Source organism: Agrobacterium sp. LY4, assembly GCF_001526585.1.
Lineage (GTDB): Bacteria > Pseudomonadota > Alphaproteobacteria > Rhizobiales > Rhizobiaceae > Agrobacterium > Agrobacterium leguminum.
Genome location: NZ_ASYA01000052.1, coordinates 146,561 through 170,261, shown reverse-complemented (window position 1 = coordinate 170,261; position 23,701 = coordinate 146,561). Strand labels below are relative to the sequence as shown.

Genomic DNA, 23,701 nt, shown 5'->3' with positions numbered 1-23,701 from the left:
CATGACGAGAATGACGATGATCGAAGCCGTCCGCAGCGCCATGGATGTATCCATGGAGCGCAACGACGATGTGGTGGTGTTCGGCGAGGACGTGGGTTATTTCGGCGGGGTCTTCCGCGCCACGCAGGGGCTGCAGGGAAAATACGGCAAGACCCGCTGTTTCGATGCGCCGATCAGCGAATCCGGCATTGTCGGCACCGCCATCGGCATGGCCGCTTATGGCCTGCGCCCCTGTGTCGAAATCCAGTTCGCCGACTACATGTATCCCGCCTATGACCAGATCACCCAGGAGGCGGCGCGTATCCGCTATCGCTCCAATGGCGATTTCACCTGCCCCATCGTTCTCAGAATGCCGACCGGCGGGGGCATTTTTGGCGGGCAGACGCACAGCCAGAGCCCGGAAGCGCTTTTCACCCACGTCTGCGGGCTGAAGGTGGTGGTCCCTTCCAATCCCTATGATGCCAAGGGACTGCTGATCGCATCCATCGAAGACCCCGACCCCGTGATGTTTCTGGAGCCGAAGCGGCTTTATAACGGCCCCTTCGACGGCCATCACGACCGGCCGGTAACGCCCTGGTCCAAACACGAGATGGGGGAAGTGCCGGAAGGGCACTACACCATTCCCATCGGCAAGGCGGAGATACGCCGTCCCGGAAACGCTGTCACCGTCATCGCTTATGGCACCATGGTGCATGTTGCGCTGGCGGCGGCGGAAGAGACGGGCGTGGATGCCGAGATCATCGATCTGCGCAGCCTGCTGCCGCTCGATCTCGATACCATCGTGAAGTCCGTCTCCAAGACCGGCCGCTGCGTCATGGTGCATGAGGCGACGCTGACCTCCGGCTTCGGGGCGGAAGTCGTGTCGCTGGTGCAGGAACATTGTTTTTATCACCTTGAGGCCCCCGTCGTCCGCGTTGCGGGCTGGGATACGCCTTATCCCCATGCGCAGGAGTGGGACTATTTTCCGGGACCTGCCCGCGTCGGGCGCGCCCTTGTCGAAGTCATGGAGGCCTGATTATGGCGGAATTTGTTCTCACGATGCCCGATGTCGGTGAAGGTGTGGCGGAAGCCGAACTGGTGGAATGGAACGTCAAACCGGGCGATCTCGTCCATGAGGACATGGTGCTGGCCGCGGTGATGACCGACAAGGCGACGGTGGAAATCCCATCCCCGGTGGCGGGCGTCGTCACCTGGCTCGCCGTGACGGTTGGAAATACCGTACCGGTGAAGGCGCCGCTCCTGCGCATCGAAACCGATGTCGCCGCCGCTGCTCCCAATGGCGGCGTGCCGGAAGCGGAAGCGCCCACCCAGATGACGGAAGCGCCTGCCGACATGACGGACACGCCTCCACCCGTTGAAGCCCAGCCGACGGCGCGAGAGACCGAGGAGGCGCCGCCGGCGCCCGCCGCCGAACCGCATCATAAACCGCTGGCGTCTCCCGCCGTTCGCCAGCGCGCCGACGATCTCGATATCGATCTCACCAGGGTCAAGGGAACGGGGCCGGACGGGCATATTACCCATGCCGATCTCGACGGGTTCTTAACCGTGCGGGGACGGCCGGAACGCCCCGAGCCGATAGCGCCGCACGATAGCGCTGTCGAGGAGGTGAAGGTGACCGGGCTCAGGCGCAAGATTGCCGAGAAGATGGTGCTTTCCGCCTCCCGTATTCCCCACATCACCTATGTCGAGGAAGTCGACGTGACCGATCTGGAGGATTTGCGCGCGACCATGAACGGCAATCGCCGTTCCGGGCAACCGAAGCTGACGATCCTGCCGTTCCTGATGCGCGCGCTGGTGAAAGCCGTTGCCGATCATCCCGGCATGAATGCCACCTTCGACGACGACAAAGGTATCGTCAGCCACTACGAGGCGGTTCATATCGGCATCGCCACGCAGACGCCGTCGGGCCTCACCGTTCCGGTCGTGCGCCACACGGAAACGCTCGGTCTTTGGGAATGCGCGGACGAAGTCGCACGCGTCGCCGAAGCCGCCCGCACCGGCACGGCGCATCGGGAAGAGCTGATGGGCTCCACCATCACCATCAGTTCGCTGGGAGCCTTGGGCGGTGTGGTCTCGACACCCATCATCAATCACCCGGAGGTGGCGATCATCGGTGTCAACAAGATCATGACACGTCCGGTCTGGGACGGGACGCGCTTCGTGCCGCGCAAGATGATGAACCTCTCATCGAGCTTCGATCACCGGGTTGTCGATGGGTGGGATGCGGCGGTCTTCATCCAGGCCGTCAAGGCATTGCTGGAGAAGCCCGCGCTTATTTTTATCGAGTGAAGGCGATCCGTGCTCCCTCATCCCTGTGCTCGTCACAGGGATCCAGCCAGCCCAAGTCTTTGGGCTGAAAGGACTCTCTCCACCGCGCAGGCGCGCGTCGACTGGATTCCTGTGACGAGCACAGGAATGAGGGCGTATGCGTGTCATGACCGCATTTCTTAGCCCGCGTTTTCAACCTTCACGGAACTGTTTCGCTGTCGGTATAGGCTTGCGTTCGTCATCTTCGGGTATAGAAGAGAAGAACGAGAAGCATGTTTTCTCATCATGATCATAGTGGCGGAAGAGGGCGCTCCGGTGCCCGGCGGTCCGCCCTCCGCCGGCAACCGAATGAAGAAGAAGGTCCTCCCATGCGCACTCCCAAACCCGTTGTCCTGACTATTCTCGATGGCTGGGGGCTGAACGAGGACACATCCAGCAATGCGCCGGTGCTGGCGAATACGCCCACCATGGACCGGCTTTTCGCCACCTGCCCGAATGCGAGGCTCACCACCTTCGGCCCGAATGTCGGCCTGCCCACCGGGCAGATGGGCAATTCGGAAGTCGGCCACACCAATATCGGCGCCGGCCGCATCGTCGCCATGGATCTCGGCCAGATCGATCTGGCGATTGAGGATGGCAGCTTTTTCCGCAATGCGGCGATGCTTGATTTCGCCGCCACGGTGAAGGCCGCGGGCGGTGTGGCGCATCTGATGTGCGTCGTTTCCGATGGCGGCGTCCATGGCCATATCCTGCACGGCCAGGCGGCGGTGAGGCTGATGATCAGCCACGGTCTGAAGGTGGTGGTACATGCCATCACCGACGGCCGCGATGTCGCGCCGCAATCGGCTGAAGAATTTGTGGCGGCGCTGGTGGCAAGCCTGCCGCAGGGGGCAAGTATCGGCACGGTGATCGGCCGCTACTATGCGATGGATCGCGACAATCGCTGGGAGCGCGTCGAGAAAGCCTATGACGCCATGGTTCTGGCGAAAGGCGAACACGCGCGCGATGCGGTGAGCGCCGTTGCCCAGAGCTACAAAAACAACGTCACCGACGAATTCATCCTGCCGACGGTGATCGACGGCTATGAGGGCTTCAAGGCCGGCGACGGCCTGTTCTGCCTGAATTTTCGCGCCGACCGTGCCCGTGAAATCCTGCTCGCCATAGGGGCGGACGATTTCGACGGTTTTTCGCGCGAAAAGCCCGTCCTTTCGGCGCTGCTCGGCATGGTGGAATATTCCACCCGGCACAATGATTTCATGACCACGGCCTATCCCAAGCGCGATATCGTCAATACGCTGGGCGCATGGGTGGCGAAGCAGGGGCTTACGCAGTTCCGTCTTGCCGAGACGGAAAAATATCCGCATGTCACCTTCTTCCTGAATGGCGGCAAGGAAGAGCCGGAAGTCGGCGAAGACCGCTTCATGCCGAAATCCCCGAAGGTTGCGACCTACGATCTGCAGCCGGAGATGAGCGCGCCGGAAGTGACGGAAAAATTCGTCGAGGCGATCGGCAAGGGTTACGATCTGATCGTCACCAATTACGCCAACCCCGATATGGTCGGCCATACCGGCGATCTGCAGGCCGCAATCAAGGCCTGTGAAGCGGTGGATCGTGGGCTTGGTGCGGTCGTTGCCGCCCTCGAAAAAGTGGGTGGCGCGATGCTTGTCATTGCCGATCATGGCAATTGCGAAACCATGGTCGACCCCGTGACCGGCGGCCCGCACACGGCCCACACCACCAATCCGGTGCCGGTTATCCTTTTCGGCGGCCCGGAAGGCGCCAAGCTGCATGACGGCATTCTCGCCGATGTCGCCCCCACCCTGCTGCAACTGATGAATGTGCCGCTGCCGCCGGAAATGACGGGCAAAAGCCTGATCGACCTCTAATCACACGCCGTCGCGCGGGAGCGTTCCAGCCCCGCGCGACTGCCCGTTCCCCGCGCGCTGAACGAGCGTTTGCGTTATGGCTGCTTTGCGTAGAGGCGGTCGTGGACCAGCATGCCGGCAATCATGGCGCTGACGAAAAGAACGACCGACATCAGCCCGAGGGCGAGAGCCGATAGTGCCGGGCCGGGGCAGAAACCGGCAAGCCCCCAGCCGACGCCGAAAATGGCCGAGCCTGTTATGAGCGGCCGGTCGATACGGGTTTTTGCCGGAAGACTGAAACCTTCTGCGAGGACCGGTTTGGCGAGACGTCGGCTGAGGAGCACACCCGGCACGGCGACCATCACCGCGCCGCCAAGAACGAACATCAGGCTCGGGTCCCAATGGCCGCTCGCCACGTCGAGAAAACCGGAAACGCGAGCCGGATCGACCATGCCGGAGAGCGAGAGGCCGAAGCCGAACAGCGCTCCCGCGACCAATGCCAGGACAACACGCGCCACGGCTGGATTTTTCATGACAGGGCTCCCACTATCGTCGCGGCGCAAATACCGGTGATCAGGAAGGTGGCGGTCGCGGCGATGGAGCGCCGGGAAAATCGCGCCAGACCCATGATTCCATGGCCGGATGTGCAGCCGGAGCCCATGCGCGTGCCAAAACCCACCAGCAGGCCGGCAATGAGGATGAGCGGCCATGGTGAAACTATGGTGACGGCAGGCAGCCGGCCGAATGCAGCGGCATGGATATAAGGCCCGGCCAGCAAGCCGGCGACGAAGGCGAGATCGGCAAGACGCCGCTCCCTGCCGAGCATTTTGCCCATTATCCCGCTGATGCCGGAAATACGGCCGTTGAAAAGAAACAGCAGAATGCAGGCAAGACCGAGCAGCATGCCGCCGAAAAGAGAGGGCCAGTAGGGGCTCACGGGGTCTCCTCCGGCGCGCAGAATATGGTGTAAAGGGCCTCGATCAGTTGCGCCGCTTTCGCTTCGCTCAGTTGGTAGAAGATTTGCTTGGCATCGCGCCGGGTTTCGACCACACCGGCTTCCCGCAGAACGCCCAGCTGCTGGGAAAGCGTCGGCTGGCGAATATCCAGCTTGACCTCCAGCTCACCGACGGAAAATTCCCCCTGCGCCAGTGTGCAGGCGAGCATCAGCCGCGCGGGATGGGCAAGCGTTTTCAGAAGCAGCGCGACCTCGACAGCCCGCTCCTCCATGGCGTGGAGAGGGATTTCTGCAATATGCGGGGGCTTTTCCAGCGCGTTTTCCTTTACCATATGCTGCCCTCCAGCACGTCGAGCGGAAGTTTCAGGTAACGCTTGCCATTCGCTTCGGGCTCCGGCAGGCGGCCGCCGCGAATATTGACCTGCAGGGCGTGGAGAATGAGCTTCGGCATCGGCAATGTGCGATCCCGCGCTTCCCTGAGACGGATGAAACCCTCCTCCGTCATGCCGGCAAGATGCGGATTGCTGCGTTTCTGTTCGCCGACCGTGCTTTCCCATTTAGGCGCGCGGCCGCCGGGCTGATAATCGTGGCCGGTGAAAAGCCGTGTTTCGTCGGGAAGGGCGATAATGTCCTGGATCGATGCCCAGAGTTCCCTGGCGCTGCCGCCGGGGAAATCGGCGCGCGCGGTGCCGGAATCGGGCATGAAAAGCGTATCGTGCACAAAGGCGGCATTACCTACCACATAGGTCACGGAGGCGAGCGTGTGGCCGGGCGAAAACAGCACGCGCGCTTCAAGGGAGCCGATATTGAACCTGTCGTCCGCCTCGAACAGCCGGTCCCATTGCGAGCCGTCGGTTTCGAGATCCGCCCAGTTATATTTCTCCTGCCAGAGCTTCTGTACGCCGGTGACCTTCGCGCCGATCGCCGTCTGCGCGCCGGTCTTCTGCTTCAGATAATGGGCGGCGGAAAAATGGTCGGCATGCGGATGCGTATCGAGAATCCATTCCACCGACAGATCCTGGCTCTCCACATAGTCCAGAATGGCGTCGGCATTCATCGTTCCGGTCGCGCCGGATTTCTCATCGAAATCATAGACCGGGTCGATAATGGCGCAGCGCCCGGTGGAGGGATCGGACACGACATATTGCACACTCCATGTCCTCGGATCGAAGAATGCCTTGACGTGCGGAACCGCTGCAGCGCGCCGTTCCAGCCAGCGGGTGGCGCCGGAAAGGTCAAAACCATGCGCCTTGCCGAAAGCCTCGATATCGTCCCTTTCGATGCGCCCATCCAGTGCTTCCCCAAGAACATGAAGCGTGAGTGCGCGGGTGCCGCCCTTGCAATGGGCAAAAACAGGACCTTCCGCTTCCGCCATTTTTGCTGGAAGGCGCGGATATCGGCTTCGGTAATGGTAGGGCCGCTGACCGGGATGAAACCATAATCCATGCCCGCCGCGCTGGCGGCGCTTTTTTCCTGCGCATTGCCCGGCTGGCCGGGCTCTTCCCCATCAGGCCGGGCGTTGATGATGCTTTTATAACCCTGGGCGGAGAGCGATGGGAAATCGGCGATCATCGGCTGGCCCGCAACTGTCAGACGCTCGTTGATCTTCACGGCATTCATCGGCATCTCCTGTTGTAATAATTTAATATATATTATCATATAATGTATATTGTATGTTTGCAAGGCGCAAACGGCCCTTGTTCCGAATGTCTCCTGCCGCATTTTCAGGAAAGGTTCGGAAGGAAATCCTAGAGGCGGGATTTCTTCGTTTTGTGACGGGTGGACGGAGATTGCCTGTATTTGACATGCAAAAACATGCCTTGCGCCCGAAATATTGGGGCACAAGGCATTTTCGCGAAAAGCGGTTCGAATTCAGGCGCGCTTCAGACGGCGAGCCTGCGGCGTGTCGCCTTCCAGCCAAGACAGATGGCTGCAACAAGCAGAACCGTCTGGGCGACCACGAAGGGCGGTTCATTACCGTTCGGCGCCAGGTTGTTGAGTGTTTCGACTTTGAGAAAAGCCTGAACGATCAACACGAACATATTGAGATAAAGGCTGATCGTGGCGGTGATCGTATAAATGATGCGCGCCCTGCCATTCAGACCGTATCCATAAAGCGCAACCAGTGCGATTGCCAGAACGAGGGTCGAGATGATGCCGACGCCGAGTGCCGGTGTGAAATTTCCGATTGGAAACAGGAAGCCGGTAAGTGTGGTGGCGAGCGTGGTGACGAGGAAAATCGCCATCATGCGGGGCATCCACCGCCCCGCCGCATAAGCGGGCAGGGCGATCAGTCCGGTGGCAATGCCGATGAAGCTTAAGCCCACATGCAATGCCGTGAATTGGGGAATGGTCAGTCCGAGGATCATGATACGTCTCCCTCTATTCGGTTTTGGCTGCACGATACCGGCTGGCGGCAAGTGCATGCGACAGATTGGGCCTTAACGCCGCGCGCGCTGCAAGGAAATTTTCGAGATCGGCCGTATCCGGCAGGGAAGGAATGGTCAGCGCTTCGCCGAGATCGAGACCGGCAAGGGCCGCATCCACCATCTCGTAAACATCCATGACCATGGCGGCCGGAATGGCATCGAGCCGTTCCTCTTCCCAGATCGCCGTGCGGGTGATGCCGGGCAGGACGGCCTGAACCCGCACGCCGGAGGGCGAAAGCTGCGCCTGCAGCGCCTCGGTGAAGGCAAGCACAAAGGCCTTGGTGGCCGGGTAGACGGCGGTGAATGCCGCCGGCATCAAAGCTGTGACCGAGGTGATGTTGATGATCGTGCCCTTGCCATCGGCGGCAAGGCGCGGTGCGATGGCCGCCGCAAGCCGGGTGACGGCAAGAATGTTGAGGTTGATCATCGTCGTCACATAGGCCGGGTCCAGCGTGGTGATCGCGCCCTCGCCGGCAATGCCGGCATTGTTGACGAGGCCGGTAATCCGCCGGTCCTCACGCAGCCGCACCTCCACCTTTTCGAGGTCTTCCGCCCTGGAAAGATCGGCGGAGAGAACCTCGACTGCGATGCGATGATCCTTTTCCAGCTGTGCGGCCAGCGCCTTCAGCTTTTCGGCACGCCGCGCCACGAGAATGAGATCATGGCCGCGTTTTGCCAGACGTTCGGCATAGACCGCGCCGATGCCGTCCGATGCGCCGGTGATGAGAAATGTATTCTGTGTCATGTCCGTGTCTCCTGTGTGCGGCGGTTTCAGGCGTTGATGAAGGCGAGAAGGTCGGCGTTGAACCGGTCCTGATGGGTCTGCGTCAGGCCATGGTCGGCGCCCTCATAGATTTTGAGGACCGCGTGTTTGACGATTTTGACCGTGGAAAGCGCGGATGCGCCGACCGGCACGATCTGGTCGTCATCGCCGTGCAGAACCAGCGTCGGTTTGTCGAAGGCCTTCAGGTCCTGGTGGAAATCGCTTTCCGAAAAGGCGCGAATGCTGTCGAGCTGGCCTTTCAGGCCGCCCATCATGCCCTGCCGCCAGAATTCGTCGCGGATGCCTTCGGATATCACGGCACCTTCGCGGTTATAGCCGTAGAAGGGAATGGTCAGGTCCTTGAAGAACTGGCTGCGATTGTCATAGGTGCCCTTGCGGATACCGTCAAAAACATCGATCGGCAGGCCGATGGCATTGCTTTCCGTCTTCAGCATCAGCGGCGGCACCGCGCCGATGAGGGCGATTTTCGCGACGCGGGCCGTGCCGTGGCGGCCGATATAGCGGGTGACCTCGCCGCCGCCGGTGGAATGGCCGACCAGAATGATGTCGTGAAGATCGAGCTGTTCGATCAGCTCGGCCAGATCGTCGGCATATTGATCCATGGTATTGTTATGCCAGACCTGATCGGAGCGGCCGTGGCTGCGGCGGTCATGGGCGATGGTGCGGAAACCGTTGTTAGCGAAGAATACCATCTGCGCATCCCATGTATCGGCGCTGAGCGGCCAGCCATGGGAAAAGATGATGGGCTGGCCGTCTTTGCGGCCCCAATCCTTGTAGAAAATATGCGTTCCGTCTCTGGTGGTGATCGTTGTCATGGCTCTCTCTCCTGTTGTAGGGGGCTTGCTTGCGTCCCGTGGGAATAGAGATACTCTGGAGGCTGCCGGGGCTGGATTGGCGCTTCTGACAGAAAACGAGCCGAAACTGACAAAACGGGGTGTGGAGCGCATGGCAGGTGTAACGGGAAGCGCGCTGGAAGTGGGGCTGGTCCTGTATCGGGACTGTCAGATCGCCATGGTACATGGCATCACCGATCTTTTCGCCATCGCGTCGGTATTTTCACAGGATCGCGGCGGGCCGAAATTGCGGGTCAGCCACTGGAGCATGGGCGAGGGCGGTGAATTTTCTCGCTGTCACGACACCGAGCCCGGCAGGCCGGGACATCCCGACATTTTTGTCGTACCCGGCCGGTTGACCGGGCCGGCCGAAATCGACGAGGCGGAGCCTTACGCCCGCTGGCTGCTGGATCGGCATGCGCAGGGCGCGACGCTGGCCGCCAGTTGCGGCGGTTCCTTCATTATCGCCGCGACGGGTCTTTTGTCCGGTCGCCCCGCCACTACCCACTGGCTGTTTGCCGAGCGGTTCCGCGAACGTTTTCCCGATATCCGGCTGGAGATCGACAAGATCGTCATCGAGGATGGCGATATCATCACGGCTGGAGGGCTGATGGCGTGGACCGATCTTGGCCTGCGCATCGTCGACCGGCTGCTCGGGCCTTCGGTGATGATCGAGACCGGAAAGTTCCTGTTGATCGACCCTTCGGGGCGCGAACAGCGCCATTATAGCAGTTTCGCCCCAAGGCTGACGCATGGCGATGAGCCGATCCTGAAAGTGCAGCACTGGCTGCAGGCCCGCGCCGGGCGGGCAACGAGCGTTACCGACATGGCCGGCCATGCCGGGCTGGAGGAGCGGACCTTCCTGCGCCGCTTTAAGGCGGCGACCGGCATGAAGCCCATCGAATATGTTCAGCACCTGCGCGTCGGCAAGGCGCGGGAATTGCTGGAATTCACCCGCCGTTCGGTCGACCAGATCGCGTGGTCGGTGGGTTATGAGGATTCAGCCGCCTTTCGCCGGGTGTTCCACCGTATTCTCGGCCTCTCACCGGGTGAATATAGAAGCCGCTTCTCCAGCAGTTCGGCCATGGCTGCGGCGTGAGGGCGGCCAATCGTCCGGGGCGCGCAGAGGCCCGGCCCTTGCAATGTAGCGGGTGTTTGCTAACATGCCAGACAGGTTTAAAACAGGTGGGCCGGAATGGACGTTGAGAGCAGCACGAAGCAGGGGGTATCGCTCGCGGCGAAAATCAGTTCGGCGTTGCGGCGGGATCTGTCGGAGGGTGTGTTCCGCCCCGGCGACCGTCTTCCGAGCGAAAGCGAACTGACGCGTGAATATTCGGTCAGCCGAACCGTGGTGCGCGAGGCCATCGCCATTCTGCGCGCCGACGGCCTCGTTGAAGCCCGCAAGGGTGCGGGCGTTTTTGCCGTCGAAGTAAAACCGGCCAAGGAGCTGCCCTTTAACGATCTGGCCGTGGGGCGGATTTCCTCGGTGATCGAATTGCTGGAATTGCGCACCGTTTTCGAGGTTGAATCCGCCGGGCTTGCGGCATCGCGCCGTTCCGCCGTGCAGGTGGAGGCGATTGTGGATGCGCACCGGCGCGTCGGTGATTGTCTCGCCGCCGGCCTGCCGACGCGGGACGCCGATTTCGAGTTCCATCTGGCCATTGCACAGGCGACGCAGAACAGGCGATTTCCAGAGTTTCTTCAGCTCATTCGCTCCGGCATCATTCCCCGTGGCGAATTGCAGGGTGCGGCACCCGGGTCGCGTCCGAAGGACTACAACCTGCATCTCCAGGAGGAGCATGCGAAAATCGTCGACGCCATCATCGAAGGCGATGCGGATGCCGCCCGCCAATATATGGCGGCGCATCTGCGCGGCAGTCTTGAGCGCTACAAGGTGCTTCTGCGCTCCCGCACCGCGGTGGAGTGATCCGGAAATGGCCTATAGGCCAATGGTTTATGCAGTTGCCCGCCGATAGAAGGCCAGCGAGGCGGCGAGCGTCAGAAGCGCGCCGCCGCAAATCCGGTCGAGCCATAGGGCTCCGGATTTCCGCAACAGCCGGATGGCCTGCGAGCCGAGCAGGGCATATCCGAACATCACGATGAAATCGATGCCGGCGAAGATCAGCGCAAGCGCTGCATATTGCTGGAGCTGCGGCGCGGCGGGATCGATGAATTGCGGCAGGAAAGCCGAAAAGAACAGATATCCCTTGGGGTTGGTCACCGCCACGAGAAAGCTCTTGAGAAAAATCGAGCGGGGGGAGGCGGCACCGCTGGCTTCTGCCGGTTGAAGGGCGCCATCGAGCGTGCCTCTGGAACGCAAAAGCATGACGCCAAGAAACGCAAGATAACACACGCCCACCCATTTGATGACGCCGAACCAGAATTCGGAGGCCGCGAGCAGGGTGCCCAGTCCCAGTGCAACCGCGCCGATCAGGACGAAATCCGAGAGAACAGCGCCAGCCATGCCGATCATGGCGCGGCGTATTCCGAATCTCGAGCCATTGGCAAGCGCCAGCAAAACGGTGGGGCCGGGTGTCGCAATGCCAATAAAGGCGACCACGGCAAATGCCAGAAGCGTCATGTCAGCCATATTTTCCTCCCCCCTGAAGGCACGGGCGTCATCGGCATCATAGCCGGGGGACAGGTATCCGCGCATTCCGCAAGGCGGAGAATACAGGCTTTTGCGGTTGCGGCAACGCAGGCACCTTTCTCCAAAACAAAAACGAAAGCCGGGTGAGCCCGGTCTGAAATTTCCACCCCGGACACATATTTTGGAACCTCGGCCAATACGGATTTCGCTGGCATGCGCTTGACAGCCCTCAACACCTGTGACAACTTGCGGATAGTTGTCAGACAGGATTGCGCCTTGGTCATTTGCGCGGTCGATCTCTGGCAAGGGAGGAATCATGTCAAAAAGACGCCTTTCGCTGTATGGCCTGTCCGGCCAGATCGGAAGTATTGCGGTTACGCTGCTTGGATTGCTGTTGCTGACCTTTTTTATCGGCCGCCTGATGCCCGCCGATCCCGTGCGGGCGATTGTGGGCGAGGACGCGACGCGCGAAACCTATGAACAGGTCTATCATGCGCTCGGTTTCGACCGTCCGCTGTGGCAACAGTTCTTCTATTATCTGGGAGATGTGTTCACCGGCGACTTCGGAACCTCGATCCGCACCGGCCGCCCGGTCATCGAAGACATCATCAGGGTCATGCCGGCGACGATGGAGCTTGCGACCTTCGCGATCCTGATCGGTGCCGGCCTCGGCATTCCCATGGGCGTTTATGCCGCTGTCAATAAAGACCGCTGGCAGGATCATCTGGTGCGGGTGCTCAGCCTGTTCGGCCATTCCATGCCGATCTTCTGGACCGGCATGATCGCGCTGATCGTTTTTTACGCCCATCTCGGCCTTGTCGGCGGCGGCGGTCGCATGGACCAGTTCTATATCGGTCTGGTGGAAGAGCGGACGGGCTTCCTGCTCATCGACAGCCTGCTTGCGGGCGATATGGAGGTCTTCTGGTCGGCCATCAACCACCTCATCCTGCCTGCCGCTCTGCTGGGTTATTCCTCCTCGGCTTATATCACCCGCATGACGCGCAGCTTCATGCTGGACCAGCTGGGCCAGGAATATGTGACGACCGCCCGCGTTAAAGGTCTGTCGCAGCGACAGACGGTGTGGCTGCATGCCTTCGGCAATATTCGCGTGCAGCTCGTCACCATCATTGCGCTTGCTTACGGCTCGCTGCTGGAAGGGGCGGTTCTAATCGAGACCGTCTTCGCCTGGCCGGGCTTCGGGCAATATCTCACCAGCAATCTTATCATCGGCGACATGAATGCGGTGATGACCTGCGTTTTGATCGTCGGCGTCATCTTCATCGGGCTCAATCTCCTGTCCGACATTCTCTACCGCTTTTTCGATCCGAGGACCCGCTGATGACGGCCCGTACAGAAACCTCCTTCCGCCTTCCCGTGCCCTTGAACGCGCTGAAGAACATCGTCGTTTTTCTCCTCAAAAGCCCGACATCGGCTTTCGGTCTGGCCGTCCTGCTGCTGCTCGTCATCGCCGCGCTTTTCGCGCCTTGGCTTGCGACGCATGACCCCTACGCGCAGGATCTCGCCAAGACGCTGCAGGCGCCGGGTAATGGCCACGTCTTCGGCACGGATGAGTTGGGACGCGATATCTACAGCCGCCTTCTCTGGGGGGCGCGCATCACACTCACCATCATCTCGCTGGTCTCGATCATCGTCGGCCCCGTCGGCCTTCTGGTCGGCACGGCTTCCGGTTATCTCGGCGGCAAGTTCGATACGGTGATGATGCGCATCACGGATATTTTCCTGTCCTTCCCGAGCCTCATCCTGTCGCTCGCCTTCGTCGCAGCACTCGGCCCGAGCCTCAACAATGCGATCATTGCGATTGCGCTCACTTCCTGGCCGCCGATTGCGCGCCTTGCCCGCGCCGAAGCCATGACTTTTCGCAAGGCGGATTACATTGCCGCCGCGCGGCTTCAGGGTGCATCGCCGCTGCGCATCATCGTCAAGTCGATCATGCCCATGTGCCTGCCCTCGGTCCTTATCCGCCTGACGCTGAACATGGCGACCGTCATCCTCACCGCCGCCGGCCTCGGCTTCCTCGGCCTCGGCGCGCAGCCGCCGCTGCCAGAATGGGGAGCGATGATCGCCACCGGCCGGCGTTACATGCTGGATAGCTGGTGGCTCGTCACCTTCCCCGGCATTGCGATCCTCTCCGTCAGCCTCGCTTTCAATCTTCTGGGTGATGGCCTGCGGGATGCGCTCGATCCGAAGCAGATGAACCGGAGATAGGGCCATGGAAAAACCAATCCTCGACGTCGAAAATCTCCGCATCCGTTATGGCGGCTCGCCCATCGAGGCGGTGCGCGGCATCTCCTTCACACTCGGCCGGGAACGGCTCGGCATCGTCGGCGAAAGCGGCTCGGGCAAATCCACCGTCGGCCGCGCCCTGCTGCGCCTTCTGCCATCGGCGACAATCACCGCCGACAGGCTGGATTTCGATGGCCTCGATCTTCTCTCGCTCGATGAGAAGGAGATGCTGAAGGTTCGCGGCCGGCGCATGTCGATGATCCTTCAGGATCCGAAATTCTCCCTTAACCCCATCCGCCGGGTCGGTGATCAGGTGACGGAAACCTATCTGCGCCACTTCAAGGCCTCGAAAGCCGAGGCCCGGGAAAAGGCGCTGGCCATGCTCGATGCGGTGAAAATCCGCGACGCCGCGCGTGTCTATGAGCAATATCCGCATGAGATTTCCGGTGGCATGGGCCAGCGTGTCATGATCGCCATGATGCTGCTTGCCGATCCCGATCTCGTCATTGCGGATGAGCCGACCTCGGCGCTTGATGTGACGGTGCGGCTGCAGGTGCTGAATATTCTCGACGGTCTGGTGCGGGATCGCGGCATCGGCCTCATCATGATCAGCCACGACCTCAATCTCGTGCGCAATTTCTGCGACCGGGTGCTCATCATGTATTCCGGCCGGGTGGTGGAAACGCTCGCCGCACGCGATCTCGATCAGGCACAGCACCCCTATACGCGCGGCCTTTTGGCGGCGCAGCCGCGCATCGGCGGCACGCGCTCACCGCTCGCGGTGCTGGATCGCCGCCCCGAATGGCTGGAGGAGAACGTATAATGGCCGTTTCCGTTGAAACCCGCGATCTCTCCATAACCTTCGGCAGCGGCCATACGGCGCTGAAGGTGCTGCCTTCCGTATCCTTCCGTGTCGAGCCGGGCGAATGTTTCGGGCTGGTCGGTGAAAGCGGCTCGGGCAAATCCACCGTGCTGCGTTGTGTGTCGATGCTCAACGATTTCTGGACCGGCGATATTCTCATCGATGGCAGGTCGGTGCGCGATATGCCGCTGATCGAGCGGTGCCGCATGCTGCAGATGGTGTTTCAGGATCCCTACGGGTCGCTGCATCCGCGCCAGTCGGTGCGCACTGTGCTTTCTGAATCGCTTGCGATCCATAAGCTCGGCGACCGGGAAGAGCGCATGCGCAAGGTCATCACGGATGTCGGCCTGCCCGTCGCCTTTCTGGATCGTTTCCCGCACCAGCTTTCCGGCGGCCAGCGGCAGCGCGTGGCGATTGCCCGGGCGCTGATCCTCGAACCGTCACTGTTGCTGCTCGATGAGCCGACGTCTGCGCTCGATGTCTCGGTGCAGGCGGAAATCCTCAACCTCCTCCAGCGCCTGCGGGAAGAGCGCGGCTTCACCTATATCATGGTGACCCACGATCTCGCCGTGGTCGATCATATGTGCGACCGTTTCGCCGTGATGCTGCGTGGCGAAATCACCGAAATCCTGCCGCGCGACGCCATCGCCGGCAATGGCGCGACGCATCCCTATGCGCGCGAATTGATCGGCGCCTCGCTGGAATATGAAGGCGCGTGACGGCTCCAAGAACGTGATCGTCCTCCTCCGGGGCCTCACGGATAATAACATCCTCCTTCCTTGCCCGGCCTCCCTGCCGGGCATTTTTTTGGGATGGCTTGAGAGGGGCAGGCCGGCAACTGCGCCATCGGGTATTGACGTAATGATGAAGCAGGAACGGGCGATGTTTTGCTGAGCTCCCTCCAACCGTCATACCGGCCTTGAGCCGGTATCCAGCCAGCCCAAGTCCTTGGGCTGAAAGGCCTCTTTCCGCCGTGCAGACGCATGTCGGCTGGTTCCGGCTCAAGGCCGGAATGACGGAAGCGATATGTTTTCACCAGTCGGAGCCGTTCTGTGCAGTCTTGCCGCAAACAAAAAGGCGCGGGGGTAAGCCGCGCCTTTTCCTGAGTAACCGCTGTGTCGGCGAATTACCGCTCCTTGCTCACTTCTTCAAACCGCGAAAGCCAGGGGCTGACGATCATGCCCTTGACGTCACTGCGGAAGGCGGCGGTGTCGATGACCTCGGAGAAGGGCTGAATGGACATGACGATCTCGTCCATATAGCCCTGCAGGTCCTCATAAAGCTTCGTCTGTTTCGCCACGTCGCGCTCGACCAGCGCCTCCTCGATCATCTTGTTCAGCTTCTCATCGAAGAAACTGGTGCGCCAGCTCTGGTAATTGGTGAGCTTGGCGTCATCGGCATTGTTGGGGTTATAGGCGATGGAGCGCAGGTTGTTGTCCGGATGCGGCTGCTGGCCGCCGCCGCCGCGGCCGAGCAGCAGTTCGAAATTCCGCTCGCGCATGGCGCCGTAGATCTGGTCGCCGGAGCCGCTGATCAGTTCGGCCTGAATGCCGGCCTGAGCCAGCGTATTCTGGATCGCCGTTGCCGCCTTCATGAAAGGATCTTCCGAAAGCACGCGCAGCGTGGTCTTGAAACCGTTGGGATAACCGGCCTCAGCCAGAAGCGCCTTGGCTTTTTCGATGTCGAGCTTGTAGCCCTGATCCGGCAGCGCGCCCATGACGCCGGTGCTGAGGGAGCGCTGATGCAGCTTGCCGTAATAGGGCATGACCGCCTTGTCGAGACCGTCGTAATCGATCAGGTAACGCAGGGCCTCGCGCACCTTCTTGTTTGCGAATTTCTCATCCTTCATCGAAACGCTGAGGTAATAAAAACCGGAGCCGGGTGTGGATTCGATGGTGACGGCCTTGTCGGCCTCTAGCGATTTCAGGTCCGGGGCCTGCAGGGAATAGGCAACGTCGATATCGCCTTTTTCCAGCATCAGCCGCTGCGATTGCGATTCCGGCAGATGGCGCATCAGGATGCGCTTCATCTTGGCCTTCTCACCCCAATAATCGTCGTTGCGGGTGAGGATGATATATTCGTTGGATTTCCATTGCGTCAGCTTGAAGGGGCCGGAGCCGGCGGAATTCAGCGTCAGCCATGCGCCGCCAAGATCGCCGTCCTTTTCATTCTCAAGCGCCGTCTTGCTGTCGATGATCGAGCCGGGGCCGTTCTGTGCAAGGATCATCAGGAGCAGATTGGGATCGTCGGGCTTCGGAATATTCAGCACGAAGGTCTGGTCGTTTTCAGCGACGAAGAGCTTGTCGGCCTCTTCCAGCTTGAAGCCGCGGGTTTTGAGGAAAGACGATTGCGCCAGGTTGCGGGCGAGCAGCCGCTTCAGGCTCCACGCCACGTCCTTGGCCGTTACGGCATTGCCGGACGCGAATTTGGCATCGGCGCGCAGATGGAAACGGATGGATTTCCGGTCCTCGGCAATTTCCCAGCGTTCGGCAAGGCGTGGCTGAACGCTGCGATCTTTCGGGGAAAGCACGACCAGCGTGTCATAGACATTGTTCAGCACCTGCACGGTCTCGCGGCCGGTAATGGCGGCCGGATCGAGGGTGAGGATATTGCTCATGGTCGTGGCGACGATGAGCTGGTCCTTCGGCGTTTCGGCAAAGGCGCTGAGCGGCATGGCGCCGATCAGCAGGGCGCCAAGTGCTGCGGTTGCAAGAAAATGTTTCATCTTTCCTCCCAATACGGCCGGTTCATACGGCCTTTCCACGTTTTGATCCACACGCCCGGTTCCTCCTCGGGTGTTGCAGGATCAGCCAAGAATCTCTCTGACCGGAGCTGCGAGCGCCCGGCCGATTGCCGCCGTTGCCGGCGCATCCAGATGCACGCCATCCACCGGTGAGGCGCTGGCCACCGATCCGGCATCGAAAAAGGCATGTCCGAGTTCGGCGGCGAGCTTGCGATAAAGCGGCGCAAGCCTGAGCGATTGCCCTACATCCCGCCCGCCGGCAGGTTCGCCGCCCGGGCCTGCGACGCAGGGCGGCGGGGCGACGATCAGCAGTTTCGGCACGGCCTCGCGCGGTTTGTAAATGAAGGTCTCGACGATCTGCGCCAGCCGCCGCATGCCGGAAACCGCCGCTTCCGCCCGCCCGCCATGCACCGGCTTGATGTCGTTGGTGCCGAGCATGATGATGACGAGATCGAGCGGCATGTGGCAGGACAGCGCGACTTCAAGCGCCCGCGCGCCATTGCGGCAGGCCGGGCCGGCGTGGTCGTCGTAACAGGTGGTGCGCCCGCCAAGCCCCTCGGGGTGAACCTTAGCCTTCCCGGCAAGCGCGGCCTCCAGCACCTCCGGCCAGCGGTGTTCGGCGGGGTGTCGCAGACCCGTGGCGGGGTCCGCGCCCCAGGTGAGGCTGTCTCCGAAGGCGAGCACCGTTTTCATCGCCCGTTACCTCACCCGGTTGTTGTCGATGAAGGTAAAATCGATGTCCTCGCCAAGGCCGGGCCGATCAGGGACATGGACGAAGCCGTCGCGGTCCATCGGGTCGGACAGCGACTTCAGATAATCGTGGCCGTCATCATATTCGAGGAAGGGGTGCAACAGGCCGCGCTCATACCAGCGGCAATTCTTGGTGGCGGCGACAACATGCAGGTTCATGGCCGTATTGCCATGCACTTCGCATTCCATGCCGAAGGCTTCGGCCAGATGCATGGTCTTCAGCGCCGGGGTGATGCCACCGACATCGTTGACGCCGGTGCGCAGAATATCACAGGCGCCGGCCTTGATCCATTCGGCGCGATGCCAATGCTTGCCGGCAGCGCTTTCCGGGCCGACGACCGGAATATCGAGATTGTCGGAAAGCCATCTGTAGGAAGACAGCGACTGCTCATCCATCGGCTCCTCAATCCAGTCGAAACCGAGTTTTTCAAGGCCACGGCCCAGCGCCAGCGCATCGGTGCGGGAGTACCAGTGGAAGGCGTCGATCATCAGGCGAATATCGGGGCCGACCGCCTCGCGCACGGCCGCGCAGGCCTTGAGGTCCATCTTCACATCCGGCGCCCAGCTGACGGGCGGCATCCAGGTGTGCAGCTTGATGCCCTTATAGCCGCGCTTCACCAGCGTTTCGGCAAAGCGGCCGTAGTCTTCCGGCGTCGCCAGCCCGCCCTCTAGCTCGTCGCCGCACATGATGGAGCCATAGGCCAGCACTTTGTCACGATAACCACCGATCAACTTGTATACAGGTTGGTTGAGCGAGCGCCCGGCAAGGTCCCACAGGGCGCAGTCCACCACCGCCAGCGTGCGGTCGGTCAGCTGCGCGGCCGATCCGCGCTGCCAATGGGCAAGGTCCTGCCATAGCCGTTCGCGGTCGCGATGATCCTCACCGATCAGAACTTTCTTGACGAATTTTTCGATGACATGCGGGCGAACGATCTCCGGCGCGGTGAAGGAATGGCCTTCCTGACCGTCTTCGGTGCGGATGGTCAGCATGGCCTGTTCCACCTGATGCGCCGGACCCGGATGCGCGTGACCGGCACTGTCCGAGTGCCGACGGGTCGTCGTGCGGAAAACACGGACCTCGACGTCGGTGATGATCATAATTCCTCCCTAATGCAGGTATGGCAGCGTTTGTGATTGCTGCAATGTCATACATGTATGCGTTATTTGTCAACATGTATGATAATCTGTATTACATGTTGGTGCGGAAAATCAAGACCATTTGCGCACCGTGTTGCACAGCTCTTCAATGTGAGAGGGCGACTGAGGGATATCTTGCCTTTCGGAGAAGAAGGTCCGACGGGAGGCGTGAGCGCGGCCTATTCCAAAGGAGGGGTGTTAATCCATAATTTTAGTAGATTATTGAATCGCGCAATGATCTTTCAACAAAGGCCGGGACTATAAACGAACATGCCGTGCCAGCCGTGCCTGTCATCATGCATTCTGCGTGGGTATGCGCCGCATTGAACGGCTGTCCGGAACGGGGATGGCTGCATCTGCGCTGCTGAGCTTCAACACTCATTTCCGGACCTTACAGCCATGCCCCTTTCCCATATCTCCCACTTCGCCTTTCTGGTTCCCGGCAATTATCACGATGATGATCCTGCCGAGGGGCTGGAAGAAACTCTGCAGCTTTTCGAAGCCGGAGAGGCGCTGGGTTATCACAGTGCCTGGGTTCGCCAGCGCCATCTGGAACGGGGCGTGTCATCGGCGGCAACTTTCCTCGCGGCGGCATCGCAGCGCACGAAACGGATCGGCCTCGGCACCGCCGTCATTCAGCTTGGTTATGAAAATCCCTTCAGGCTGGCTGAGGATTTGGCCACCGTGGATGTCCTGTCGCGCGGGCGGCTGAATGTCGGGGTTTCGGTGGGCGCGCCGCCCTTCGCCCATCTTGTTTCGGATTATGTCGATACGGTTCACGATGCGGATTACAGCCACGCCCGCGCCGAAAAGCTGGCGAGGGCCTTGAGATCGGAACCGCTGTCCAGCGAGACGGAAGCGGGCAATGCGGCGGGCGCGCAGGTGCCGCGCCTGCGTCCAGTCGCCGAGGGGCTGACGGATCGGTTATGGTACGGCGGCGGATCGCAGAATTCCGCGCGCTGGGCTGGCAAGGCAGGGTTCAATCTTCTGACGGGCAATATCGTCAGCGGCGAAAATACCGATGATTTTTTGACCGCGCAGGCGGCGCTGGTCAGCCGCCTCCGGCAGGAATGGGCGCTTGAGCGCCAGCCGCGCGTCGCTCTTGGCCGCGTGATCCTGCCGACCGATAGCGCGAGCCCCGCGACCCGCCGCCGTTATCAGGAATTCGCCGCCGAGCGTGACAGGCGCACGACCACGCCGCATGGCGCGCGCCGCACGCTTTTCCTGCCCGATATCGTCGGGACGACCAACGAGATTCTGGAGAAACTGTCGCGCGATCCCGTTCTGCCGCACGTCTCGGAATTCCGCCTCGAACTACCCTATGAATTCCAGCCGGAAGATTATCGCCAGATCGTCACGGATTTCGCCTCCGTCCTGCCGCAGCTTTCCGGCGGGCGGCCGGTTTTGAAAGTGGCGACGGGCCAATAATATGTTCCGCTCCCGCTATTCCCGCCTCCAGCGGGACTAGCGGGAGGACACCTTCAACAGTGCCATATCTGCCGTTCAATCTGGATAAGGCAGGCCATAGCGGTCGCGGATCGTCGAACCTTCATATTCGCGCGGGTAAACTCCCCGATCCTGCAGCACCGGCACGACCTTTTCGACAAATTCAGCAATGTCGTCCGGCGCGCGCGGCGGCTGCAGGGTATAGCCGTCCACCGTGCCGTCCTGCCAGAGGTCGATAATGCCATCCGCCACCTCTTCCGGCGTGCCGAGCAGCAGCCGATGGTGTCCCTCCGAGCGGCGCACGGCCTCGCGGGCGGTGAGTTTTTCATGGCTCAACAGGTCAGAAAGGCCAAGCCCCATGCCCACCGCCCATTGCCGGTTCTGGTCCGGGATGAAACGTTCCGCATCGAGTTTCACATCGGGATTGAAATCGCGGGGATCGATGCCGTTTTCCTTGGCGAAGCGCGCCAGCAGACCGTCTTCGGAGCCCGTTCCGCTATACAGTTCGTGTTTGCGCAACGCTTCTTCCCGGGTCTCGCCGAGAATGACGACAAGGCCGGGAACGATGCGGATGCCGGAGGGATCGCGACCGAGGGAGACGGCGCGGTCACGGACCTTCTTGCCGAAGGCCTGGCCCGCCGGGCGGGACAGGATGTTGCAATAGATGATCTCGCCATGGCGTGCCGCCAGATCGATGCCTCCTTCGGAGGCGCCGGCCTGTGCGATGACGGGATGTCCCTGCGGCCCACGCGGAACGTTGAGCGGGCCTTTCACATGGAAATATTGCCCCTCGTGATCGATGGTCTCGGCCGTCGCCGCATCCCAGAAGCGCTCTTCCGGCACTTCGCCTTCGCGGCGCGGATCCCAGCTCGACCAGAGTTTTTTCGCCACATCGAGAAATTCGGTGGCCTTGGCATATCTCTCGCTGCGCGGCGGCAGCGGATCGTTGCCGAAATTGGCGGCGACATTGGGATTGAAGGAAGAAACGATATTGACGATCAGTCGTCCGCCGGTAACGAGATCGATGGATTGGGTTCGTCTGGCGAAATTATAGGGCGAATTATAGGTGGAGGATATCGTTGCCACAAAGCCGATATCCGGCACCTGTGCGGCAAGCGATGTCGAGAGAATAAGTGGATCGATGGTGTGAAACGGGCGGCTTGCCGGGTCGGTCAGCAGCGCCGGGTGGTCGGAGAGGAAAACGGCGTCGAACCGGCCCTTATGGGCCAGCTCCGTCAGCCGCCGATAATAGCCGATATCGTTAATGTCGTGCCGGTCTCCGCTCCGGTATCTCCAGGCATTGGCGAGGTATCCGGTGGTGTTGATGCCGACATTGAGATTGAGCCGGCGTTTGGTCTTGCTCATGCTGCCACGTTTCTTTCAGGTCTGTTGGATTGCCGGCCTGTATGACCGGCGCAATTGCGGGAAGCGTAACAGCCGGAGGTCCGGTCGCGAGTTAAAAATCCTTGCTGCTCGGAGAAGAAAAACTTTCATCCGCAGCAGCACCCAAGCTGTGGTTGAAAGGGAGATAACGGGTGAGGCGGGGTGGGGGATGCGACCCGAAATCTTGCCATTCTCGAAAGGGTATTCCGTCGTCTTGGCGAAGCACTCACAAGATGGAAACGAATTTCCCCAATCGCGCCTGAAATAGTACACTTTATCTATAGAAAATATTTTATGGCGTGTAGCGTGCCGTTCAGATCGCAATTTCGAGGACGAACGCCATGGCTGATGCCGCCCTTCGCCAGATAACCCAACCCGTAACCGTGTGGTACACACGCTGCCCGGCGCCCACGCCGCTTTCCATCGCGGCGCAACTGGGCTGGATCGAGGACAGTTTCGGCGCCCACGGTATCTCTGTTTCCTCCATTCGCGATGCGGCCGATCCGGCCATTCGCCAGAGCCATTTCGATCATCGTCTGGACTGGTCCTTCCGTCAGGGCGGCAATATCCCGCCGATCTGGGCGAAATCAGGCGGCCGGAAAACACGGCTGGTGGGGCTGACGAGGACCGACGAGTTTCAGGCCATCATCGCCTTGCCAGCCAGTGGAATAAGCAGGGGCAGCGACTTGAAGGGGCGGCGCATCGGCCTGCCTAAACGACCGAATGAAACCATCGATTTCCAGCGTGCGACATCGCTGAAGGGCATCGTGTCGGCGCTGACGGTCTCGGGCCTCGCCGTCGCGGATGTCGAGCTTGTCGATCTCACGGCGAAAGAGCCGGTGTTGCTCGATCCTTCTGACGACAGGTTCCATGGTCTGCGCCGGCGGTTTCCTTATGGCGAGGAGATTGCAGCGCTGCATCGGGGCCAGATCGATGCGTTTTTCGTCAAGGGCGCGGAAGGCGTCACCGTCACCAATCTGATCGGTGCGCAGGTCGTGGTGTCGACAGGTTTCCACCCCGATCCGAAAATCCGCATCAACAACGGCACGCCGCGCCCCTTGACGGTGGACGCCACCTTCGCCGATGAGCGGCCCGATCTGGTGGCGGAACTCGTCGCCACCGTACAGCGGGTTGCCCAATGGGCAAATGACAATCCGGCGGAAGCCGTGCGTTTCATCGCCCGTGAGATCGGCGTCAGCGAGGAGGCGGTTCTGGCTGCGAATGGTCCGGATGTATACCGCAATCTGAGGCTTGATCTCGATCCGGCCGAGCTGGATGCACTGAGCCACTTCAAGGATTTCCTGCTGGAATGGAAATTCATTCCGGCGGATTTCGATGCGCAGGACTGGGCCGATCCACGCGCCCTTTCTCTACAGCAAGATGCTGCGCAACGCAGTGCGGGAAAGTGAGGG

22 protein-coding genes and 1 pseudogene are annotated in these 23,701 nt (G+C 60.9%); 11 read left to right on the top strand and 12 right to left on the bottom strand.

Features of this window, described 5'->3' with window-relative positions; translation table 11 throughout:
* Position 1 precedes the first annotated feature (1 nt).
* The 3 genes from L904_RS24245 (at position 2) to gpmI (ending at position 4,154) form a co-directional block, all read left to right on the top strand.
* Positions 2-1,015, top strand: coding sequence for an alpha-ketoacid dehydrogenase subunit beta (locus L904_RS24245; protein WP_035260891.1), 1,014 nt, complete (start codon positions 2-4; stop codon positions 1,013-1,015).
* Positions 1,016-1,017: 2 nt separating this feature from the next.
* A complete protein-coding gene (locus L904_RS24240) occupies positions 1,018-2,289 on the top strand; it encodes a dihydrolipoamide acetyltransferase family protein (protein WP_035260894.1) in 1,272 nt (423 codons plus the stop codon).
* Positions 2,290-2,636: 347 nt separating this feature from the next.
* Positions 2,637-4,154: a 2,3-bisphosphoglycerate-independent phosphoglycerate mutase gene (gene gpmI / locus L904_RS24235; RefSeq protein WP_035260896.1), complete on the top strand. Its 1,518-nt coding sequence runs from the start codon at positions 2,637-2,639 to the stop codon at positions 4,152-4,154.
* 74 nt (positions 4,155-4,228) lie between these two features.
* Here the strand turns inward: gpmI and L904_RS24230 are convergent, their stop codons facing one another.
* The 7 genes and pseudogenes from L904_RS24230 to L904_RS24200 form a co-directional block, all read right to left on the bottom strand.
* Positions 4,229-4,666 carry a YeeE/YedE family protein gene (locus L904_RS24230; protein WP_035260898.1) on the bottom strand — a complete coding sequence of 146 codons (438 nt, stop codon included), beginning with the start codon at positions 4,664-4,666 and terminating at the stop codon, positions 4,229-4,231.
* A complete protein-coding gene (locus tag L904_RS24225; RefSeq protein WP_035260900.1) occupies positions 4,663-5,070 on the bottom strand; it encodes a YeeE/YedE family protein in 408 nt (135 codons plus the stop codon). The genes L904_RS24230 and L904_RS24225 overlap by 4 nt, the downstream gene beginning before the upstream one ends.
* A complete protein-coding gene (bigR, locus tag L904_RS24220) occupies positions 5,067-5,420 on the bottom strand; it encodes a sulfite-sensing transcriptional repressor BigR (protein WP_059762691.1) in 354 nt (117 codons plus the stop codon). Before bigR ends, L904_RS24225 begins: the two co-directional genes overlap by 4 nt.
* Positions 5,414-6,708 (bottom strand): annotated as a pseudogene (blh, locus tag L904_RS24215) (bifunctional sulfur transferase/dioxygenase Blh). The gene bigR and the pseudogene blh overlap by 7 nt, the downstream one beginning before the upstream one ends.
* 263 nt (positions 6,709-6,971) lie before the next feature.
* Positions 6,972-7,457 carry a hypothetical protein gene (locus L904_RS24210; RefSeq protein ID WP_003524730.1) on the bottom strand — a complete coding sequence of 162 codons (486 nt, stop codon included), beginning with the start codon at positions 7,455-7,457 and terminating at the stop codon, positions 6,972-6,974.
* A 13-nt stretch (positions 7,458-7,470) separates the two neighbouring features.
* Positions 7,471-8,262, bottom strand: coding sequence for an SDR family oxidoreductase (locus L904_RS24205; RefSeq protein WP_035261200.1), 792 nt, complete (start codon positions 8,260-8,262; stop codon positions 7,471-7,473).
* Positions 8,263-8,288: 26 nt separating this feature from the next.
* A complete protein-coding gene (locus tag L904_RS24200) occupies positions 8,289-9,116 on the bottom strand; it encodes an alpha/beta fold hydrolase (RefSeq protein ID WP_003524728.1) in 828 nt (275 codons plus the stop codon).
* A gap of 130 nt (positions 9,117-9,246) precedes the next feature.
* On the opposite strand from L904_RS24200, the gene L904_RS24195 reads away from it, so the two are divergent.
* A complete protein-coding gene (locus L904_RS24195; RefSeq protein ID WP_035261209.1) occupies positions 9,247-10,233 on the top strand; it encodes a GlxA family transcriptional regulator in 987 nt (328 codons plus the stop codon).
* A 96-nt stretch (positions 10,234-10,329) separates the two neighbouring features.
* Entirely contained in the window at positions 10,330-11,061 is a 732-nt protein-coding gene (locus tag L904_RS24190) for a FadR/GntR family transcriptional regulator (protein WP_035261197.1), read from the top strand.
* Between the two features lie 27 nt (positions 11,062-11,088).
* Here the strand turns inward: L904_RS24190 and L904_RS24185 are convergent, their stop codons facing one another.
* Positions 11,089-11,724, bottom strand: coding sequence for a LysE family translocator (locus tag L904_RS24185; RefSeq protein WP_031234499.1), 636 nt, complete (start codon positions 11,722-11,724; stop codon positions 11,089-11,091).
* Positions 11,725-12,040: 316 nt separating this feature from the next.
* On the opposite strand from L904_RS24185, the gene L904_RS24180 reads away from it, so the two are divergent.
* From L904_RS24180 to L904_RS24165, 4 genes are read left to right on the top strand one after another with little or no spacing between them, the layout of a single operon-like run.
* Positions 12,041-13,063: an ABC transporter permease gene (locus L904_RS24180; RefSeq protein WP_020813122.1), complete on the top strand. Its 1,023-nt coding sequence runs from the start codon at positions 12,041-12,043 to the stop codon at positions 13,061-13,063.
* Positions 13,063-13,950, top strand: coding sequence for an ABC transporter permease (locus L904_RS24175; protein WP_020813123.1), 888 nt, complete (start codon positions 13,063-13,065; stop codon positions 13,948-13,950). Before L904_RS24180 ends, L904_RS24175 begins: the two co-directional genes overlap by 1 nt.
* 4 nt (positions 13,951-13,954) lie before the next feature.
* Positions 13,955-14,791, top strand: a complete 837-nt coding sequence (locus L904_RS24170) for an ABC transporter ATP-binding protein (RefSeq protein ID WP_020813124.1) — start codon at positions 13,955-13,957, stop codon at positions 14,789-14,791.
* A complete protein-coding gene (locus L904_RS24165; protein WP_003524721.1) occupies positions 14,791-15,549 on the top strand; it encodes an ABC transporter ATP-binding protein in 759 nt (252 codons plus the stop codon). The genes L904_RS24170 and L904_RS24165 overlap by 1 nt, the downstream gene beginning before the upstream one ends.
* Before the next feature lie 407 nt (positions 15,550-15,956).
* Here L904_RS24165 and L904_RS24155 read toward each other — a convergent pair whose 3' ends face one another.
* The 3 genes from L904_RS24155 to L904_RS24145 all read right to left on the bottom strand — a co-directional run bounded on the left by L904_RS24155 (position 15,957) and on the right by L904_RS24145 (position 19,421).
* On the bottom strand, positions 15,957-17,555 hold the full coding sequence (locus L904_RS24155) for an ABC transporter substrate-binding protein (RefSeq protein WP_020813126.1): 1,599 nt from the start codon (positions 17,553-17,555) through the stop codon (positions 15,957-15,959).
* Between the two features lie 81 nt (positions 17,556-17,636).
* Entirely contained in the window at positions 17,637-18,266 is a 630-nt protein-coding gene (locus L904_RS24150) for an SGNH/GDSL hydrolase family protein (RefSeq protein WP_020813127.1), read from the bottom strand.
* A gap of 6 nt (positions 18,267-18,272) precedes the next feature.
* Positions 18,273-19,421, bottom strand: a complete 1,149-nt coding sequence (locus L904_RS24145) for a mandelate racemase family protein (RefSeq protein WP_020813128.1) — start codon at positions 19,419-19,421, stop codon at positions 18,273-18,275.
* A gap of 438 nt (positions 19,422-19,859) precedes the next feature.
* On the opposite strand from L904_RS24145, the gene L904_RS24140 reads away from it, so the two are divergent.
* Positions 19,860-20,888, top strand: a complete 1,029-nt coding sequence (locus L904_RS24140; protein ID WP_020813129.1) for an LLM class flavin-dependent oxidoreductase — start codon at positions 19,860-19,862, stop codon at positions 20,886-20,888.
* 75 nt (positions 20,889-20,963) lie between these two features.
* Here L904_RS24140 and L904_RS24135 read toward each other — a convergent pair whose 3' ends face one another.
* Positions 20,964-22,271, bottom strand: coding sequence for an NtaA/DmoA family FMN-dependent monooxygenase (locus L904_RS24135; protein WP_020813130.1), 1,308 nt, complete (start codon positions 22,269-22,271; stop codon positions 20,964-20,966).
* A 359-nt stretch (positions 22,272-22,630) separates the two neighbouring features.
* Here L904_RS24135 and L904_RS24125 point away from each other — a divergent pair, with 359 nt between their 5' ends.
* Complete coding sequence (locus tag L904_RS24125; protein WP_020813131.1) at positions 22,631-23,698, top strand: ABC transporter substrate-binding protein; 1,068 nt, start codon at positions 22,631-22,633, stop codon at positions 23,696-23,698.
* Positions 23,699-23,701 lie beyond the last annotated feature (3 nt).